This is a genomic window from Burkholderiales bacterium (genome assembly GCA_035560005.1).
Classification (GTDB): domain Bacteria; phylum Pseudomonadota; class Gammaproteobacteria; order Burkholderiales; family Eutrophovitaceae; genus DASRFY01.
Window position 1 is genome coordinate 1 of record DATMAN010000068.1, and the last position, 17,856, is coordinate 17,856.

General features: G+C 67.0%; 18 protein-coding genes. 6 read left to right on the forward strand and 12 right to left on the reverse strand.

What is annotated here, in order from left to right; all coding sequences use genetic code 11:
• Window positions 1-90: 90 nt before the first annotated feature.
• Genes VNM24_09960 through VNM24_09970 form a run of 3 tightly spaced genes read right to left on the reverse strand, consistent with a single transcriptional unit; the run spans window position 91 to window position 3,802 of the window.
• Entirely contained in the window at window positions 91-558 is a 468-nt protein-coding gene (locus VNM24_09960) for a cupin domain-containing protein (protein HWQ38917.1), read from the reverse strand.
• A gap of 23 nt (window positions 559-581) precedes the next feature.
• Window positions 582-878 carry a hypothetical protein gene (locus VNM24_09965; protein HWQ38918.1) on the reverse strand — a complete coding sequence of 99 codons (297 nt, stop codon included), beginning with the start codon at window positions 876-878 and terminating at the stop codon, window positions 582-584.
• A complete protein-coding gene (locus VNM24_09970) occupies window positions 875-3,802 on the reverse strand; it encodes an FAD-linked oxidase C-terminal domain-containing protein (GenBank protein ID HWQ38919.1) in 2,928 nt (975 codons plus the stop codon). The genes VNM24_09965 and VNM24_09970 overlap by 4 nt, the downstream gene beginning before the upstream one ends.
• Before the next feature lie 118 nt (window positions 3,803-3,920).
• Between VNM24_09970 and VNM24_09975 the strand changes: the two genes are divergently transcribed.
• From VNM24_09975 to VNM24_09985, 3 genes are read left to right on the forward strand one after another with little or no spacing between them, the layout of a single operon-like run.
• Window positions 3,921-5,135, forward strand: coding sequence for an aminotransferase class V-fold PLP-dependent enzyme (locus VNM24_09975; protein HWQ38920.1), 1,215 nt, complete (start codon window positions 3,921-3,923; stop codon window positions 5,133-5,135).
• 3 nt (window positions 5,136-5,138) lie between these two features.
• Window positions 5,139-5,327, forward strand: a complete 189-nt coding sequence (locus VNM24_09980) for a hypothetical protein (protein ID HWQ38921.1) — start codon at window positions 5,139-5,141, stop codon at window positions 5,325-5,327.
• On the forward strand, window positions 5,324-6,055 hold the full coding sequence (locus tag VNM24_09985) for a DUF2238 domain-containing protein (GenBank protein ID HWQ38922.1): 732 nt from the start codon (window positions 5,324-5,326) through the stop codon (window positions 6,053-6,055). Before VNM24_09980 ends, VNM24_09985 begins: the two co-directional genes overlap by 4 nt.
• Here the strand turns inward: VNM24_09985 and VNM24_09990 are convergent.
• The 9 genes from VNM24_09990 to gap all read right to left on the reverse strand — a co-directional run bounded on the left by VNM24_09990 (window position 6,052) and on the right by gap (window position 14,572).
• Complete coding sequence (locus VNM24_09990; GenBank protein ID HWQ38923.1) at window positions 6,052-6,522, reverse strand: sn-glycerol-3-phosphate transporter; 471 nt, start codon at window positions 6,520-6,522, stop codon at window positions 6,052-6,054. The two genes, VNM24_09985 and VNM24_09990, sit on opposite strands and share 4 nt — an antisense overlap.
• 171 nt (window positions 6,523-6,693) lie before the next feature.
• Window positions 6,694-7,683, reverse strand: coding sequence for an L-threonylcarbamoyladenylate synthase (locus VNM24_09995; protein HWQ38924.1), 990 nt, complete (start codon window positions 7,681-7,683; stop codon window positions 6,694-6,696).
• Between the two features lie 142 nt (window positions 7,684-7,825).
• Window positions 7,826-8,710 (reverse strand): phosphoribosylaminoimidazolesuccinocarboxamide synthase, encoded by an 885-nt coding sequence (locus VNM24_10000; GenBank protein ID HWQ38925.1) that lies wholly within the window; start codon window positions 8,708-8,710, stop codon window positions 7,826-7,828.
• Window positions 8,707-9,882, reverse strand: coding sequence for a 5-(carboxyamino)imidazole ribonucleotide synthase (locus VNM24_10005; GenBank protein HWQ38926.1), 1,176 nt, complete (start codon window positions 9,880-9,882; stop codon window positions 8,707-8,709). The genes VNM24_10000 and VNM24_10005 overlap by 4 nt, the downstream gene beginning before the upstream one ends.
• Window positions 9,879-10,397 carry a 5-(carboxyamino)imidazole ribonucleotide mutase gene (gene purE, locus VNM24_10010; protein ID HWQ38927.1) on the reverse strand — a complete coding sequence of 173 codons (519 nt, stop codon included), beginning with the start codon at window positions 10,395-10,397 and terminating at the stop codon, window positions 9,879-9,881. Before purE ends, VNM24_10005 begins: the two co-directional genes overlap by 4 nt.
• A 3-nt stretch (window positions 10,398-10,400) precedes the next feature.
• Window positions 10,401-10,721 (reverse strand): quaternary ammonium compound efflux SMR transporter SugE, encoded by a 321-nt coding sequence (gene sugE / locus VNM24_10015; protein HWQ38928.1) that lies wholly within the window; start codon window positions 10,719-10,721, stop codon window positions 10,401-10,403.
• 115 nt (window positions 10,722-10,836) lie between these two features.
• A complete protein-coding gene (pyk, locus tag VNM24_10020; protein HWQ38929.1) occupies window positions 10,837-12,270 on the reverse strand; it encodes a pyruvate kinase in 1,434 nt (477 codons plus the stop codon).
• A gap of 65 nt (window positions 12,271-12,335) precedes the next feature.
• The gene (locus tag VNM24_10025; GenBank protein ID HWQ38930.1) at window positions 12,336-13,514 is read right to left on the reverse strand and encodes a phosphoglycerate kinase; all 1,179 of its coding nucleotides are present in this window, start codon (window positions 13,512-13,514) and stop codon (window positions 12,336-12,338) included.
• Between the two features lie 44 nt (window positions 13,515-13,558).
• The gene (gene gap / locus VNM24_10030; protein ID HWQ38931.1) at window positions 13,559-14,572 is read right to left on the reverse strand and encodes a type I glyceraldehyde-3-phosphate dehydrogenase; all 1,014 of its coding nucleotides are present in this window, start codon (window positions 14,570-14,572) and stop codon (window positions 13,559-13,561) included.
• A 159-nt stretch (window positions 14,573-14,731) separates the two neighbouring features.
• Between gap and VNM24_10035 the strand changes: the two genes are divergently transcribed.
• From VNM24_10035 to VNM24_10045, 3 genes are all read left to right on the forward strand, one after another.
• Entirely contained in the window at window positions 14,732-15,982 is a 1,251-nt protein-coding gene (locus tag VNM24_10035; GenBank protein ID HWQ38932.1) for an ABC transporter substrate-binding protein, read from the forward strand.
• A 76-nt stretch (window positions 15,983-16,058) separates the two neighbouring features.
• The gene (locus tag VNM24_10040) at window positions 16,059-16,982 is read left to right on the forward strand and encodes a sugar ABC transporter permease (protein ID HWQ38933.1); all 924 of its coding nucleotides are present in this window, start codon (window positions 16,059-16,061) and stop codon (window positions 16,980-16,982) included.
• An 88-nt stretch (window positions 16,983-17,070) separates the two neighbouring features.
• Window positions 17,071-17,856, forward strand: coding sequence for a carbohydrate ABC transporter permease (locus VNM24_10045; GenBank protein HWQ38934.1), 786 nt, complete (start codon window positions 17,071-17,073; stop codon window positions 17,854-17,856).

A 17,856-nucleotide genomic window follows, 5' to 3' on the forward strand; every position in this document is an offset into this window, starting at 1 on the left:
ATTGTTAACGCGATATCGCCCAAGCCATTCCCCAATTTTAACTATCCGCAGTGTCCCGCGCTTGGACACCAGGCGGTGCTCCGCACGGCATCAGTCCTTGTGGATGGGATCAATCCATTTGACGGTCTCGGGCCGCTCGACCGGCTCGATGTCGAGATTGACGACCACGGCTTCTCCATCGCTCCGGACCAGGACGCATTGCAGCTCCTCGTCGGGCGAGGCGTTGATCTCCTGGTGCGGGACGTATGGCGGCACGTAGATGAAGTCGCCGGGCCCCGCTTCCGCGACGAACTCCAGGCGATCGCCCCAGCGCATGCGCGCCCTGCCGCTCACCACGTAGATCACGCTCTCCACCGGGCCGTGATGGTGGGCACCGGTCTTGGCCTTCGGGTGGATGAGGACCGTGCCGGCCCACAGTTTCTCGGCGCCGGTGCGCGCATGAGTGATCGCCGCTGCCCGGTTCATCCCCGGCGTCTGCGGCGTGTTGCTGTCCAGCTCGGTGCTTCTCACGACGCGAACGCCGTGGTACTTCCACTTCGGTTCCGCATCGACTTTCATGTGCGTCCTTCCCGGGCGAGCGTTCAGGCGAATTTCAGCATGAAGAGCAGCAGCGCGGTCGGCACGATGATGTTGATCAGTGCGAGCGCGTAGTAGGCGCGCGGCCCCTTGTCGCGTGCCGTTGCGTGCAGGAACGCGGCCACGCCGGATACGGCGACCACCACGCCGCCGACGGCGTAGAGCAGCGCGAACATCTGCAATCGGCTGTGGCGCTCCATCGGCGATGCATAGCCGAGCTGCCAGGCCAGATAGACGATGAGCGCGAGGTTGCAGGCCAGCGGGACAAAGTAGACCAGCGCCTGCCGCCACTGCAATTTCAAGCCGCACCCCCATCGAGCGCCCGGCGCAGCACGCGCGCGACGTGCCATGCGGGTCGACCGGCGCCGTCGCGTATCTGATGCCGGCAACTGGTGCCGTCGGCAACGAGCAGCGCCTCGGGCGCCGCGCGTACCGCCGGCAGCAGCGCCGCCTCGGCCATCTTGCGGCTGATGGCGAAATGCTCGGCCTCGAAGCCGAAACTGCCCGCCATCCCGCAGCAGCTCGATTCGATTTCCCGCACTTGCAGCCCGGGAACCAGTGCCAGGGTCTCGCGCACCGCGCCCATCGTATCGAAGGCCTTCTGGTGGCAATGCCCGTGCAGCAGCGCCAATCGTTCGAGCCGACCGAAGGGGGCAGCGAAGGAACCCGCGCGCGCTTCGCGCGCGATGAATTCCTCGAGCAGCAAAGCGCGCGCCGCGAGCCCATCGACATCGCCCCGCGGCAGCCCGAGCACCCGATACTCGTCGCGCAGGGTCAGCAGGCACGACGGTTCGAGTCCCACGATCGCGCGCCCGCGCAGCACGTCCGGGCGCAGCGCCTCGATCATCCTGCGCGCCTCCGCGCGCGCCTCATCCACGAACCCGGCAGCCAGGAAAGTCCGTCCACAGCACAGCGGGCGTCCGGCGTCCTTCGGTTGCGCGACCCGCACCGTGCAGCCGCCCGCCCGCAGCACCGCGATGGCGTCGTGCAGGTTCTCGGGCTCGAAGTAGCGGTTGAAGGTGTCCGCGAACAGGACCACCTCCGGCCCGGCGCTCTCGCCGCTGGAGACCCTCATCGAGGGCGACGAAAAGGGCCGCAGGCTCCAGGTCGGCAGCCGACGATGGCGACTCAAGCCGAGAGTCTTGTCCAGAAGCCAGGCCATGCCCGGGATGGCGGCGCCGAGATTGAGAATCGGCGCCAGCCGGGAGAGCGCCGGCGCGTAGCGGGGCAGGAAGGCGATCAGTTTCTGGCGCGCGCTCGCGCCGCGCCGCTGCACGTACTGGTGAAGAAATTCGATCTTCATGCGCGCCATGTCGACTCCGGTGGGACATTCGCGCCGGCAGCCTTTGCAGCTCACGCACAACGCCATGGTCTGCGCCATGGCCTGCGAGGTGAGCGCCTCCCGGCCGAGCTGGCCGGAGAGCGCGAGTCGCAGGGTGTTCGCCCGGCCGCGCGTCAAGTCCTGTTCGTCGCGCGTGACGCGATAGGAGGGGCACATCGTACCGGCGTCGAACTTGCGGCAGTGACCGTTGTTGTTGCACATCTCCACCGCTGGCCCGAATCCGCCCCATTCCGACCAGTCGAGCGCGGTGCGCAGTGGCGGGACGTGATAGCCGGGCCGGTAGCGAAAGAGCGTGCGCTCGTCCATGCGTGGCGGTGCGACGATCTTTCCCGGATTCATCAGCCCGCGCGGATCGAACAGGCGCTTCACCTCGGCGAGCGCCGCCGTGAGCCGGCTGCCGAGGATGGGTTCGATCCACTCGGAACGCACCAGCCCGTCGCCGTGCTCGCCGGAATAGGCGCCCTTGAACTCGCGCACCAGGGCGCAGGCTTCTTCCGCGATCGCACGCATCTTCTGCGCACCGTCGCGGCGCATGTCCAGAACGGGGCGTACGTGCAGCGTGCCGACCGAGGCGTGGGCATACCAGGTGCCGGTGGTGCCGTGCTTCTCGAAGACCCTGCTGAGCCGCTCGGTGTACTCGGCCAGATGCTCCAGCGGCACGGCACAGTCCTCGATGAATGACACCGGCTTGCCGTCTCCCTTCATCGACATCATGATGTTCAAGCCCGCCTTGCGCACTTCCCAGACATCGCGCTGCAGCCCCGCTTCGGTGATTTCGACCACGGCTGCCGGAAGGCCGAGGTCTGCCATCAATTCGGTGAGCCGTTTCAGCCGGGAGAGCAATGTCGGCCGCTCCTCGCCCGCGAATTCGACCAGCAGGATCGCCTCGGGCTCGCCGCGGATGAAACGCTCGACGGCCGGGCGGAAGGCCGCGATGTCGCGCGCGAGCCCGAGCATCGTGCGGTCGACGAGTTCGACCGCGTCCGGATCCAGCTTCACGATGTGCGGGGTGCATTCCATGGCCCGCCGGAAGCTCGGGAAGTGCACCACGCCAAGGACCTTGTGCGCCGGCAACGGGGCGAGCTTGAGCGCGAGCCGGCGCGTCAAGGCGAGTGTGCCTTCCGAGCCGACCAGGAGGTGCGCCAGATTGTGCGCGCGGTGCGGCTGGACCATGTCGAGGTTGTATCCCTGCACTCGGCGCAGCACGGTCGGCCAGCGCCGCGCGATCTCCTCGGCCTCGCGCCGCACCACCGCGTGGATCTTCTCCACCAGCGCGCGGTAGCGGGGCGGCCCGCAGGCAACCTCTTCGCTGGGACCGAAGCGATACAACTCGCCGTCGGGCAGCCAGGCTTCGATGGCCTGCACGTTGTGCACCATGTTGCCGTAGCGAATCGAGCGGGCGCCGCAGGAGTTGTTCCCCGCCATGCCGCCCACCGTGGCCTGCGCGGAAGTGGACACGTCGACCGGAAACCAGAGACGGTCGCGGCGCAGTTGCGCATTGAGCCGGTCGAGCACCAGGCCGGGTTGCACGATCGCCTCGCGCCGCTCGATGTCGAGGTTGACGAGGCGGTCCAGGTACTTGGAGCAATCGATGACCAGGGCGGCACCGACCGTCTGGCCGCACTGCGAGGTGCCGGCGCCACGCGGCAGGACCGGGACACCTTCCTCCACGGCGATCTGCAGCGCCGCGCGCGCGGCTTCTTCGCTGCGGGGAACGACCACGCCGACCGGCTCGATCTGGTAGATCGAAGCGTCGGTGCTGTAGCGGCCGCGGGAAAAAGCGTCGAACAGCACCTCGCCGTCGACGTGTCGGCGCAGCCTGGCGGCGAGCGGGTGCGCGGCGGACCGGAGGGTGCTTCGCACCGGCACGGTCGGAGCGTTCACTGCCTGGAACTCGAGGCGGACACGCAGCCATGATACCCGACGCGATCGGCGCCACCGGCTTGAGGAGTGCCGCGGTTTCGACTAGGCTCGGCGCCATTTCTCCAGCCTCGACCGGTCCATGAGCAGCCGCCGCGGACGCCACTTCCTCCAGATCCCCGGCCCGACCAATGTTCCGGACCGCATCCTGCGGGCCATCGACCGGCCGACGATCGATCACCGCGGGCCCGAGTTCGCGCGACTCGCCCATGAAGTGCTCGACGGCCTCAAGCAGATCTTCAGGACGCGCCACCCGGTCATCGTCTATGCGGCCTCGGGCACCGGCGCCTGGGAAGCCGCGCTGGTCAACACGCTCTCGCCCGGCGACCGCGTGCTGATGGCGGAGACCGGCCATTTCGCCACCCTGTGGATGAGGCTCGCGATCCGCCTCGGGCTGCAGGTCGACTTCCTGCCGGGAGACTGGCGACGCGGTGCCGATCCGGCGGCGATCGAAGCCAGGCTCGCGCAGGACCGGGCGCACGCGATCAAGGCGGTCTGCGTGGTCCACAACGAAACTTCGACCGGTGTGACAAGCCGCGTCGCCGAGGTGCGGAAGGCCATCGACCGCGCGGGACATCCGGCGCTGTTCATGGTGGACACCATCTCCTCACTGGCCTGCATCGACTACCGACACGACGAGTGGGGCGTGGACGTCGCGGTGGGCGGCTCGCAGAAGGGGCTGATGCTGCCGCCCGGGCTTTCGTTCAATGCGACGAGCGAGCGTGCGCTCGCGGCGTCGAAGTCGGCGAAGCTGCCGCGCGCGTACTGGAGCTGGGACGAGATGCTGGCCAGCAACCGCAACGGCTTCTTTCCCTACACCCCGGCGACCAATCTGCTCTACGGGCTCAAGGAAGCGATCGCCATGCTGCTCGAGGAAGGGCTGGACCGTGTGTTCGCCCGCCATGCGCGGCTGGCGGAAGCCACCCGTCGCGCGGTGCGCGGGTGGGGGCTGGAGATCCTGTGCGTCGATGCGGAGGAATACAGCCACTCGGTCACGGCAATCCTGATGCCGCCCGGCCACGATGCCGACCGGCTGCGCGAGATCGCGCTCGAGCGCTATGACCTGTCGCTCGGCGCCGGCCTCGGCAAGCTGGCTGGGAAGGTGTTTCGCATCGGGCACCTGGGCGACTTCAACGAGCTGATGCTGGCGGGAACGCTGTGCGGCGTGGAGATGGGGCTCACGATTGCCGGCGTGCCGATTCGCCGGGAAGGCGTGGCGGCCGCGCTCGATTACCTCGGCGCTGCGCCGGCCGCGACCCAGCCGCAGGCCCCGGCGACGGCTTCCGGGCGGAGCTGATCGATGCCGCGCTGGCTGCGGCGCAATCGCACGGTGGTCGCGCTGTCGGTGGCGGAAACGATGGGCGCGATCGGCGCGCTGGAAGACGCGGAGGACCGGCGCGTGGCGATCAGTCCCGAGCAGTCCGGGCGCGGTTCCGTCACGACCGTGGCGAACTGCTTCTCCGCCAGCGTGCGCGCGCGTTGCTGCTGAAGCTCCCACACCGGCGGTTCCTGTACCTGCTCAGCGCGTTGCTGGCGGCGGAGTTCGCGATCCTCGCGCTCGCGCCTCAGGACCGCAAGGACTGGCTGCTGGAAAACGTTCTGGTCGTGCTCTTCGTCGGCTTCCTGTACGCCACCTACCGCCGGCTCACGCTGTCGCGCGTTTCCTATTTCCTGATCTTCGTCTTCCTGTCGCTGCATCTGATCGGCGCGCACTACACCTATTCGCTGGTACCTTACGATCGCTGGTTCGAGGCGATCAGCGGGCGCAGCCTGAACGAGGTGCTCGGCTGGGAGCGTAACAACTTCGACCGCGTGGTGCATTTCTCCTACGGATTGCTGCTCGCCTACCCGATCCGCGAGGTCTTTCTGCGGGTGGCGATGCTGCGCGGATTCTGGGGCTACTTCTTTCCGCTCGACATCACGATGAGCACGTCGCTGCTCTACGAGCTGATCGAGTGGGGCGCGGCGGCTGCCTTCGGTGGCGAACTGGGTCAGGCCTTTCTGGGCACCCAGGGCGATGTCTGGGACGCGCACAAGGACATGGCTCTGGCCAGCAGCGGCGCGCTCGCGGCGATGCTGGTCACTGCGGCACTGAACTATTGGGTACAGCGCGATTTCGCCGCAGAATGGCTGGAGAGCCTGCGGGTGAAGGAATCCCGCCCGCTGGGCGAGGACGAGTTCAGACGCCTGAGGGACGGGGCGCGGCCGGAGCGCTAGAAACCGAAGCCGATCGTCAGCATCGCCCCCGCGGTCCCGAAGATGATGAGCTCGCCGCCCAGCGTCTTGCCGCGAAAGCCGAGCGCCGGCAGGACGGCCGGGGCCACGCCGTAGCCGTTCAGCGGGATTCGATCCTGGTACTCGTCCTTGTATCCGTGCAGCAGGCCGGCGGTGATCTTGGCGTAGAACGCCTCACGCGTATACGGCAGCGTGTAGCGCTTGCCGACGTAGACGTATTGCGCCGGCTGGTTGAACGAATTGCGGAAGTAGGCGCCGCCGATCAGCAAGCCTTCGTCCCAGTAGCGCTCGACGTTGAGCAGGCCCTGCTGGTTGTTGTGCTCGGGTTTGGGCTCGAAGTGCCGGGTCAGCAGGCTGGTCTGGAAGTAGTAGCGCGGGTCCTCGTCCGCCGCCGAGGGTCCGGCAAGCATCAAGAAAGCGGCCGCTCCGACCGCAGCCAAAGTCTTCATGTTCGACATCCGCTGTTTGCTCCACTGCCGATGAACGCACGGACCGCGAGAAAGTCGCACCGCGCGGACCGCGCCGGGATCGGTCGATTTCGCTTTCGACCGCGCTGAGGGGGCGACGCCGGGCGATCCCGGACGGGATCGAAAGCAAGAAGCGGACAACCGCTCGTGTCGCTACGTGCCGACAGCGGAGCGCTGCGCCCCCGAGTCCGGCAGCGCGGCGCGAACCAGGCGGTCGCGCACCGCCGCCCACTCCGGCAGGTCGGGAGGCAATTCCACCACGATGAGCGGGCAACTGGCGCTGTCGAGCCGCCGCAGCAGGGCATAGAGATGTTGCGCATATTCCTCGGGCGATTCCGGCGCGACCTGCCAGAGCGCCGCGCGCGTGTCGCGCGGCCGGCCGCGCCGTGCCAGCACGGCTACGGGTGAGCGCCCGCCCTCCTTGCGCAGGAAGTTCTCGAGGTCCTCGGGATCGACCAGCCTGAGCGGCGTTCTGGGTGCGTAGTGCGAGGGCAAGGTGCCGGGCGCCCGGGGCGCCCCAGCGCCCGGCGCGCGCACCTGGACCAGCAACGCGTCCTCGATCTGCTTGGCGCTGACGCGCCCCGGACGCAGGATCGCGGGCTGCGCGCCCGACAGATCCACGATCGTGGACTCGATGCCTACCGGGCACGCGCCGCCATCGAGAATCATGTCCACCGCGGCGCCGAGATCTTCGTGTACGTGCTGCGCCGTGGTCGGACTCAGGCGCCCGAACTTGTTCGCGGAAGGCGCGGCGACCCCCCCGCCGAAGGCCTTGAGCAGGCGTTGCGCCACCGGGTGCGCGGGCACGCGCAGGCCGATCGTGTTCTGCCCGCCGGTGACGACCTCCGACACATGGGCGGCGCGCTTCAGGATCAGGGTGAGCGGACCCGGCCAGAACTTTTCCGCCAGCAGCCAGGCGCCGCGTGGAACGTCGGCGGCCCAGTGCTTGAGCGCGCTCATGTCCGCGAGGTGAACGATGAGCGGATGATCGGCGGGCCGGCCTTTCGCGGCGAAGATCTTCCTGACCGCCGCCGCGTTCGAGGCGTCGGCGCCCAATCCGTATACGGTCTCGGTCGGAAAGGCCACCAGGCCCCCGGCCCGCAGGATGGCAGCCGCTTTCTCGATCTCCTCGTCGGTTACCAAGCGCTTTGTGCCACGGAGAGTGAAAGAATGCAGGGCAACTATAGAACAGCGGCGAGAGCCGAGAAACCGAGAGCGCTCCCGCATTCGCTTCCGGCTCCTGAATCTGTCCGCGCTTCCGTGTTTCTGCGGTTGACTTGCCGGATCACGAGGTCAGCAGCCGCAAGGCCTCTTCGTACTTGGCGGCGGTCCTGGCGAGGATGTCGGGCGGCAGTGCGGGAGCCGGCGGTTTCTTGTTCCAGTGCTGCGCTTCCAGCCAGTCACGCACGAACTGCTTGTCGAACGACGGCGGGCTCGCGCCGACGCGGTATTGCGATCGCGGCCAGAATCGCGACGAGTCGGGCGTGAGCGCTTCGTCGATCAGGAAGAGCGTCCCGGCGGCATCGAGCCCGAACTCGAACTTGGTGTCGGCGATGATGATGCCGCGCCCGGCGGCATACTCCGCGGCCTCGCCATAGAGCGCGAGCGCCTTGTCGCGCACCTGAGCGGCGAGCGTCTTGCCGATTGCGCTTTCGACCTCCCGGAAGGCGATGTTCTCGTCGTGGGTGCCGGCGGCGGCTTTGGTGGACGGGGTAAAAATCGGCTGGGGCAGTTTTTCCGCCTCGCGCAAGCCGGGCGGCAGGGCGATGCCGCAGATCGATCCGGTCTTCTGGTATTCCTTCCAGCCGGATCCGGCGAGATAACCGCGCACGATGGCCTCGACGGGCAGCGGTCTGAGTCTGCGCACGACCATGGCGCGGCCCGCAACCAGATCGCGCTCCTCCGCGGCCACGACCGACTCTGGGGCGATGTCCAGCAGATGGTTGGGCAGCACGTGCGCGAGCTTGCGGAACCAGAACAACGACAGCGCGGTGAGGACGCGGCCCTTGCCGGGTACCGGCGTGGGCAGCACGACGTCGAACGCGGAGAGTCGGTCGGTCTGCACCACGAGCAGCTTGTCCTCGCCAACCGCGAAGAGATCGCGCACCTTTCCTCGATGCAGGAAAGGCAGGGACTTCAGGCGCACTTCGAGAAGGGGGCGGTCGTTCATGCGCGCTGCACCTGGCGCGGTCCACCCGGGCCGGGCGCCGCCGCGTCGCAGACGAGCAGCGATTTGATCTCGATCGCCAGCCCGAGCGCCCTTTCGAGATCCTCGTCGAGCACCGTGAAGTGACCCATCTTGCGCCCCGGCCTGGCTTCCTGCTTGCCGTACAGATGCAGCTTCGCCCGCGGATGGCGCAGTACGTGCTCCCAGCGCGGCTCGCCGGCCGCCCACAGCTCGCCCAGCAGGTTCACCATCACCGCCGGGCAGTGCATCGCGGTGTCGCCGAGCGGCAGCCCGCAGAGCACCCGGACCTGCTGCTCGAATTGCGAAGTCACGCAGGCGTCGATCGAGTAATGCCCGCTGTTGTGCGGACGGGGTGCGATCTCGTTGACCAGCAACGCGCCGTGCGCCGGCACGAAGAATTCGACGCACAGCACGCCCCGGTAGTCGAGCCGCTCGGCCACGCGGATCGCCACCGCGCGCGCCTCTTGCGCCAGTTGCGGCGCGATGCGGGCCGGGACGATCGAAACGTCGAGGATGCCGTTGGCGTGGCGGTTCTCCGCCACAGGCCAGGTTCTCACCGTGCCGTCGAATCCGCGCGCGACGATCACGCTGACCTCCTTGTCCAGCGCCAGCAAGCGCTCCAGCACGCACGGCTCGCGCTGAAGCCGCGCGAATGCGCCGGGAAGTTCGCCGCGGCCTGCCACACGGATCTGGCCCTTGCCGTCGTAGCCGAAGCGGCTGACCTTGAGCACCCCCGGCAGCAGGGCGTCGATACCGGGAGCGGTCAGATCCGATTCGCTGCGCACGACCGCGAACGGCGCGACGTCGAACCCGCTGTCGCGCAGAAAGGTCTTTTCGCGGATCCGGTCCTGCGCGATCGACACGCTGTCGGCCCCCGGGCTCACCACGCAGCTCGCCGCGAGCGTGCGCAGGCTCTCGGCCGGCACGTTCTCGAACTCCGTGGTGGCGGCCGCGCAGCGCCTGCCGAGGTCGGCGAGCGCGGAAGGGTCCAGATAATCCGCCGCAATGTGCAGGTCGGCCACGCTGCCCGCGGGGCTGTGCGCGCCGGGATCGAGCACCGCGACCTTGTAGCCCATGCTCTGCGCGGCCATGGTGAACATGCGGCCGAGCTGCCCGCCGCCGAGCAGTCCGAGCCAGGCGCCGGGTGCGATCATCGACCGACCGCCTTCGGCAACTTCATCGCCCGCACCTTGGCGCGCTGGCGGGCCCGGAACGCCGCCAGCTTGCGCGCAAGGCCCGCGTCGTACACGGCGAGCATCGCGACCGCGAACAGCGCGGCGTTGGCGGCGCCGGGCTCGCCCACCGCGAACGTGCCGACCGGCACGCCTCTGGGCATCTGCGCAATCGACAGCAGCGAGTCCAGCCCCTTGAGCGCGCGCGAAGTGACCGGCACCCCGAGCACCGGCAGCACGGTCTTCGAAGCGAGCATGCCGGGTAGATGCGCGGCGCCGCCCGCGCCGGCGATGATCGCGCGCAGCCCGCGGCGCGCTGCCTGCTCGGCGTACCGAAACATCTCGTCGGGCGTGCGGTGCGCGGACAGCACGCGCGCCTCGAAGGGCACGCCGAACTCGCGCAGCACCGCCGCCGCGTGCTGCATGACCTTCCAGTCGCTGTGGCTGCCCATCACGACGCCAACGAGGGGCTTGGGGCTGCGGATGGCGCGCGCCATGGTTCAGTGGGGCGACGTGAGCTTGAGTCCGACGATGCCGGCGACGATGAGGGCAATGCACAACAGCCGCGCCAGCTCCTTCGACTCGTTGAACAGCACGATGCCCAGCACCGCCGCACCGACCGCACCGATGCCGGTCCACACCGCGTAGCCGGTACCCACCGGAATCTCGCGCAGCGCCAGGGCGAGAAACACCACGCTGAGAATCATCGCCACCACGGTGATCGCACTGGGCCACAGCCGCGTAAAGCCGTCGGTGTACTTCAGGCCCACCGCCCAGACGATCTCCAGCAATCCGGCGAGCAAAAGCATGAGCCAGGCCATGGTCAACGCACTCCGCGCTGCGCCGGCCGCGGGAGAACCACGCAGCCGCCGCGCACGAAGGCCGCGGCGCGCAGGCCAAGATGTCGGATCAGTGCCGGCGCCATTTGCTATTTGCTCAGGGCCGGCGATGCTCGCCGACCTTCACGATCTTCATGGTGTTGGTTCCGCCCGGCGCGCCGATCGGCTCGCCGAACGTGATCACGATCAGGTCGCCTTCCTGGACCACACCGTTCTTGACCAGCTGCTCTTCGGCCTCCTGCAGCAACTGATCGCGGTCGTGGCCCTGATAGCCGATCATGAAGGGGAAGACGTCGCGGAACAGGCTCATCCGGTAGCGCGTCGAGACCTCGGGGGTGAGCGCGTAGATCGGCACCCCGGCATTCAGACGCGAGATCCATAGCGCCGTGGATCCGGACTGTGTGAGCGCGGCGATCGCCTTGACCTTCAGATGGTAGGCGGTGAACAGCGCCGCCATCGCGATCGACTGGTCGATGCGTGTGAACACGCGATTCAGAAAATCCCGGTCCAGCGTCACTTCCGCCGACTTCTCCGCCTCCAGACAGATGCGCGCCATCGCCTCTACCGTTTCCACCGGGTATTTTCCGGTGGCGGTTTCGGCGGAAAGCATGACCGCGTCGGTGCCATCGAGCACGGCGTTGGCGACGTCGGAGACCTCGGCACGGGTCGGCACCGGGCTGGAGATCATGGACTCCATCATCTGGGTCGCGGTGATCGTGAGCTTGTTGCGCTCGCGTGCCGTGCGAATCATGCGCTTCTGCAGCGCCGGCACCGCGGCATCGCCGACCTCCACCGCGAGATCGCCGCGCGCGACCATGATGCCGTCGCAGGCGGCGAGCAGATCCTCCAGCGCGTTGATCGCTTCGGCGCGTTCCATCTTGGCGATCAGCATCGCGCTGCCTCCGGCGGCGCGCATCAGCTCGCGCGCCATGTACATGTCGGCGCCGCTCTTCGGGAAGGACACCGCCACGAAGTCGGTCTTCATGGCCACCGCGGTCTTGATGTCTTCCATGTCCTTCGCGGTGAGCGCCGGCGCGGTGAGTCCGCCCCCCTGCCGGTTGATGCCCTTGTTGTTGGACAACTCGCCGCCCACGCGCACGGTGGTGACGATTTCCTCGCCGGCCACCTTCTGCACGTCAAGCACGATCCTGCCGTCGTCGAGCAACAGCACGTCGCCGCTTCGCACGTCGCGCGTAAGTTCCTTGTAATCCAGACCGACGCGCTCCTGGTCGCCTTCCTCGCAACGCGCGTCCAGGATGAAGACCTCACCCCTGGACAGCTGGATGCGCCCGTTCCTGAAACGGCCGATGCGGATCTTGGGACCCTGCAGGTCGCACATGATGCCGACCGTGCGCTCCAGCGAGCGTGCCACTTCGCGCACCGTTTGCGCGCGTGCCAGGTGTTCCTCGCGCGTGCCGTGGGAAAAGTTCATGCGCACCACGTCCACGCCTGCCGCGATCATCCGGGCGAGCACGTCGCGATCGCCGGAGGCGGGGCCGAGCGTGGCTACGATTTTCGTGCTTCGTTGCATGTCCAGCCAGACTGACCAGGAGAGGGCGCGGCGTGCGCTTTTCCTTGTGTCTGCAGGGGGGACAATCAGCCCCCGCGCTGCTCGAGGATCTCGATCGCCGGCAGCTTCTTGCCCTCGAGGAACTCGAGGAAAGCGCCGCCCGCGGTGGAGATGTAGCCGATGCGATCCGCGATCCCGAACTTGGCGATCGCCGCGACCGTGTCGCCGCCTCCGGCGATCGAGAACGCTTGCGAGTTGGCGATCGCGGCAGCCAGCGTCCGGGTGCCGGCGGAGAACTGCTCGTACTCGAAAACGCCGACCGGACCGTTCCACACGATGGTCCCCGCGCCCGAGAGCATCTCGGCGAGCTGCTTCGCGCTCCGGGGTCCGATGTCGAGGATCCGGTCGTCGTCGGCCACGTCCTTGACGTCCTTCACAGTAGCCTGCGCGGTCGCGGACAGCTCCTTCGCGCATACCACATCCACCGGCAATGGCACGTTGCCGCCGTTGGCCGCGACGGCTTCCATGACCTTGCGCGCCTCGGCCACCAGCTCGGGCTCTGCCAGCGACCTGCCGATCTTCCATCCCTTGGCCAGTAGAAACGTGTTGGCGATCCCGCCGCCGACGATCAGATGATCCACCTTCCTGGCCAGCTCGCTCAGGATGGTGAGCTTGGTCGAGACCTTGGCACCGGCCACGATGGCGATCAGCGGGCGCTTCGGAGAGGACAGGGCCTGCGTGAGCGCGTCGATCTCGGCGATCATCAGCGGACCGGCGCAGGCCACCGGCGCATATTTGGCGATGCCGTGGGTGGTGGCTTCGGCGCGGTGCGCCGTGGCGAAGGCGTCGTTGACATAGACGTCGCACAGCCTGGCCATCTTCCGGGCGAGCGCCTCGTCGTTCTTCTTTTCGCCCTTGTTGACCCGGCAATTCTCCAGCAGCACGACCTGGCCGGGCTCGACCTGCACGCCCTCCACCCACTCGGTCTTGAGCGGCACCGGCAGGCCGAGCAACTCGGAGAGGCGCGCGGCGACCGGCGCCAGTGAATCCTCGGGGCGCAATACGCCCTCGGTGGGACGGCCCAGATGCGAGGTCACCATCACCGCCGCGCCCGCGTCCAGCGCATGCCGGATGCCGGGAAGCGCGGCGCGAATGCGCGTGTCATCGGCGATCCTGCCCGCGTCGTCCAGCGGCACGTTCAGATCGGCACGGATGAACACTCGCTTGCCGCGCAGGTCGAGGTCGGTCATTCGCAGGATGGGCATCGGTGTGGCGCCTGGCTGGGCGCGGCGACAGCGCCGCGCGAATCCTACTTCGCGTTCATCAGAGCGACCGCCACGTCGAGCATGCGGTTGGAGAAGCCCCACTCGTTGTCGTACCACGAGCAGACCTTCACCAGCGCGCCATCGGAGACTTTGGTCAACGTCGCGTCGAAAATCGAGGAGGCCGGATTGTGATTGAAGTCGATCGACACCAGCGGCTCCTTGCTGTACTCGAGAATGCCCTTCAGGTCGGACTCCGATGCGTCCCTGACGGCCCGGTTCACTTCCTCGACCGAAGTCGCGCGTTTGGCGACGAAAGACAGATCCACGATCGAGACGTTGATGGTCGGTACACGGATCGCGAAACCATCGAGCCTGCCGTTGAGTTCCGGCAGCACCAGACCCACCGCCGCCGCCGCTCCGGTCTTGGTGGGAATCATCGACATCGTGGCCGAACGCGCCCGGCGCAGGTCCTTGTGATAGACATCGGTGAGCACCTGATCGTTGGTATAGGCGTGGATGGTCGTCATCAGACCGCTGGCGATGCCGATGCGGTCGTTGAGGGCCTTCGCCAGCGGCGCCAGGCAGTTGGTGGTGCAGGAAGCGTTGGAGATGACGGTATGCGAGGCCTTGAGCGTGCCGTGGTTCACGCCATAGACCACGGTGGCGTCGACGTCCTTCTCCCCGGGCGCGGAAATGATGACTTTCTTCGCGCCCGCCGAGATATGCGCGCTCGCCTTGGCCTTGCTCGTGAACAGGCCGGTGCACTCGAGCACCAGGTCCACGCCCAGTTCCTTCCAGGGCAGGTCCGCGGGATTCTTCTGCGCGCACACCCGGATGCGATCGCCGTTGACAATCAGGTAATCGCCGTCCACGGCCACACTGCCTGGAAACTTCCCGTGCGCGGTGTCGTAACGCGTGAGATGGGCGTTGATCTGCGCATCGCCGAGATCGTTGATCGCGACGATCTCCAGCGCGTGCTTCTTGCCGGCTTCGTAGTGGGCGCGAAGAATGTTGCGGCCGATGCGGCCGTACCCGTTGATCGCTGCGCGTATGGGCATATCGCCTCCAGCACGGAAAAACGGGAATTCTACACGCGACGCATTGCCCGGCGCGCTCCACAAACGGTCCCGGGTTGTCTATAGTGATCGCGCGCTGCCCGGAGGTCACAAGACCAGACAGCCCAGAACGAAACGAATCGTACCTATGGAGGAGATCCCGTGAAATCGCGTCCCATTCGCAAGACGTTGCTGTTGACCGCGTTGCTGCTGGCCGCTGGCGCGCTGCGCGCCGGCGAAGTGGAAGTGCTGCACTGGTGGACTTCCGGCGGCGAGGCGAGGTCGGTGGCCGAATTGAAGAAGATCCTGGAAAGCAAGGGCGACAAGTGGAAGGACTTCGCCGTGGCGGGCGGCGGCGGCGAGACGGCGATGACGGTGCTGAAGTCGCGAGTGGTATCGGGCAAGCCGCCCACGGCGGCCCAGGTCAAGGGTCCCGGGATCCAGGAGTGGGCGCGCGAGGGCGTGCTCGCCAACCTCGACGCGGTGGCGAGGGAAGGCCAGTGGGACAGTCTGCTGCCGCCAGTGGTCAGCAACGTCATGAAATATCAGGGGCACTATGTCGCAGTCCCGGTCAACGTGCATCGCGTGAACTGGATGTGGGCCAATCCGGCGGTGTTTCAGAAGGCCGGCGCCAAGATCCCCACCAACTGGGACGAGTTCGCGGCCGCGGCGGAGAAGATCCAGAAAGCGGGATTCATCGCCGTTGCCCACGGTGGTCAGCCCTGGCAGGACGCCACGGTGTTCGAGTCGATCGCGCTCGGCGTCGGCGGCGCCGACTGGTACCGCAAGGCGTTCGTCGACCTGGACCCCAAGGCGCTCAACAGCCCGACGATGGAAAAGGCCTTCGCCACGTTGCGCACCTTCCAGAAGTATGTCGACAAGGACGCCGCCAATCGCGACTGGAACCTCGCCACCGCGATGGTGATCAACGGCAAGGCCGCAATGCAGCTCATGGGCGACTGGGCCAAGGGCGAGTTCACCGCCGCCGGCAAGGTGCCGGGCAGGGACTATGCGTGCGTGCCGGCGCCGGGAACCCAAGGCGCCTTCACCTTCAACATCGACAGCTTCATCATGTTCAAGCAGAAGGACCAGGAAGCGCAGAAGGCCCAGGCTCACCTCGCGGCGGCCATCATGGAACCGAAGTTCCAGGAAGTGTTCAACCTGAACAAGGGCTCGATCCCGGTGCGCATGGGCATGGACCTCTCGAAGTTTGACCAGTGCGCCAAGGACTCGGCGGCCGAATTCTCGGCGGCGGCCAAGAACAACCGCCTGGTGCCGAGCTGGGCGCACGAGATGGCGATGCCGCCCGCCAACAAGGGGGCGATGTTCGACGTGGTCACCGCGTTCATGAACACGCCCTCCATGACGCCGAAGATGGCCGCCGAGCGCATGGCCGCGGCAGGCAAGAAATAGGCGAACAGGCTCCGCTGCGGGGACGGCCCGGCACCGTCCCCGCGATGCAGCGAAATCTTCTCGATCGCGCGGGACCATGAATGCCTCAGCCGCCCGGGCGGCGGCGCCGCCGGCCCGGCCGCGGTTCAGGGACGCCACCGACGTCGTGCTGCCCAAGATCGTCCTGGGACCGACGCTGCTGTGCGCGCTGATCTTCATCTACGGGTTCATCCTGTGGACGGCGTGGCTGTCCTTCACCGAATCGCGCCTGCTGCCGCGCTACGACTTCGCGGGACTCGTTCAGTACATCGCGCTGTTCGAGAACGAGCGCTGGTGGACCGCGCTCAGGAACCTTGCGGTGTTCGGCAGCCTGTTCATCGCCGTGTGTCTCGGCACGGGACTGCTGCTGGCGATTCTGCTCGATCAGCGCATCCGTGCGGAAGGCTTCCTGCGCGCCGTGTATCTCTATCCGATGGCGCTGTCTTTCATCGTGACCGGAACCGCGTGGCGCTGGATCCTCAATCCCGGTCTCGGATTCCAGCATCTGATGCGAAGCTGGGGGTTCGAGGATTTCACCTTCGACTGGATCGTCACGCCCGGCATGTCGATCTACACGGTCGTGATCGCCGGCGCCTGGCAGTCCACCGGATTCGTGATGGCGCTGTTTCTGGCCGGGCTGCGCGGCGTGGACGAGTCCATTATCAAGGCCGCTCAGGTCGATGGGGCCGGACTGGTGCGCATCTACACGCGCATCATCATTCCTTCGCTGCGCCCGGTGTTTTTCAGCGCACTCATCATCCTGGCGCACATCGCGATCAAAAGCTTCGATCTGGTGATGGCTCTGACCGGCGGAGGACCGGGCTTTTCCTCCGACCTGCCGGCGACGTTCATGTACACCTTCGCCTTCAATCGCAATCAGATCGGACTCGGCGCGGCGAGCGCGATGATGATGCTCATCACGGTGGTGGCGGTGATCGTGCCCCTGATGTATTCCGAGACGCGCAGGACGCACCGTGGCTGACACGTATCGCGAACGCGTAGCCGGCCCCCGGCTGCTCGGGCGTGTGGTCGTCTACACGCTGCTGATCCTGTTCGCGCTGTACTACCTGATGCCGCTGTTCGTGATGATCACGACATCGCTCAAGACGCTGGACGACATCCGCGCCGGCAACCTGGTCGCACTGCCGCGGGAGATCACCTTCGAAGCCTGGGCCAAGGCCTGGGCCAGCGCCTGCACCGGCGTGGACTGCGACGGGTTGAAAGGCAACTTCTGGAACTCGGTGAGCTTTGTCGTCCCGGCGGTGGTGATCTCGACGCTGATCGGCGCGCTCAACGGCTACGTGCTCACCAAGTGGCGCTTTCGCGGAAGCGACCTCTTCTTCACCCTGCTGCTCCTGGGCTGCTTCATTCCGTTCCAGGTGGTGCTCCTGCCGATGGCCCAGACGCTGGGTTACCTCGGTATCGCCAACTCCATTACCGGCCTGATCTTCGTGCACGTGGTCTACGGGCTGGCGTTCACGACGCTGTTCTTCCGCAACTTCTACGTCACGGTTCCCGACGACATGGTGAAAGCCGCGCGCATCGACGGAGCCGGCTTCTTCACCACGTTCTGGCGCATCATCCTGCCGCTGTCGCCGCCGATCGTCGTGGTGTGCGTGATCTGGCAGTTCACCCAGATCTGGAACGATTTCCTGTTCGGGGTCGTGTTCTCCTCGGGGCAAAGACAGCCCATCACGGTGGCGCTCAACAACCTGGTCAACACCTCCACCGGGGTGAAGGAGTACAACGTCGACATGGCCGCGGCGATCATCGCCGGGCTCCCGACGCTGTTCGTCTATCTGGTCGCCGGCAAGTACTTCGTGCGCGGGCTCACCGCCGGCGCGATCAAGGGGTAG

Coding starts and splice junctions, on each gene's coding strand:
- VNM24_09960 (HWQ38917.1), bottom strand. CDS start 558: ATGAAAGTCGATGCGGAACCGAAGTGGAAGTACCACGGCGTTCGCGTC.
- pyk (HWQ38929.1), bottom strand. CDS start 12,270: ATGCAACGAAGCACGAAAATCGTAGCCACGCTCGGCCCCGCCTCCGGC.
- VNM24_09980 (HWQ38921.1), top strand. CDS start 5,139: ATGCCGCGCTGGCTGCGGCGCAATCGCACGGTGGTCGCGCTGTCGGTG.
- purE (HWQ38927.1), bottom strand. CDS start 10,397: ATGGCGCGCGCCATCCGCAGCCCCAAGCCCCTCGTTGGCGTCGTGATG.
- VNM24_09990 (HWQ38923.1), bottom strand. CDS start 6,522: ATGAAGACTTTGGCTGCGGTCGGAGCGGCCGCTTTCTTGATGCTTGCC.
- VNM24_10045 (HWQ38934.1), top strand. CDS start 17,071: ATGCCGCTGTTCGTGATGATCACGACATCGCTCAAGACGCTGGACGAC.
- VNM24_10040 (HWQ38933.1), top strand. CDS start 16,059: ATGAATGCCTCAGCCGCCCGGGCGGCGGCGCCGCCGGCCCGGCCGCGG.
- gap (HWQ38931.1), bottom strand. CDS start 14,572: ATGCCCATACGCGCAGCGATCAACGGGTACGGCCGCATCGGCCGCAAC.
- VNM24_10000 (HWQ38925.1), bottom strand. CDS start 8,710: ATGAACGACCGCCCCCTTCTCGAAGTGCGCCTGAAGTCCCTGCCTTTC.
- VNM24_10005 (HWQ38926.1), bottom strand. CDS start 9,882: ATGATCGCACCCGGCGCCTGGCTCGGACTGCTCGGCGGCGGGCAGCTC.
- sugE (HWQ38928.1), bottom strand. CDS start 10,721: ATGGCCTGGCTCATGCTTTTGCTCGCCGGATTGCTGGAGATCGTCTGG.
- VNM24_09975 (HWQ38920.1), top strand. CDS start 3,921: ATGAGCAGCCGCCGCGGACGCCACTTCCTCCAGATCCCCGGCCCGACC.
- VNM24_10025 (HWQ38930.1), bottom strand. CDS start 13,514: ATGCCCATCCTGCGAATGACCGACCTCGACCTGCGCGGCAAGCGAGTG.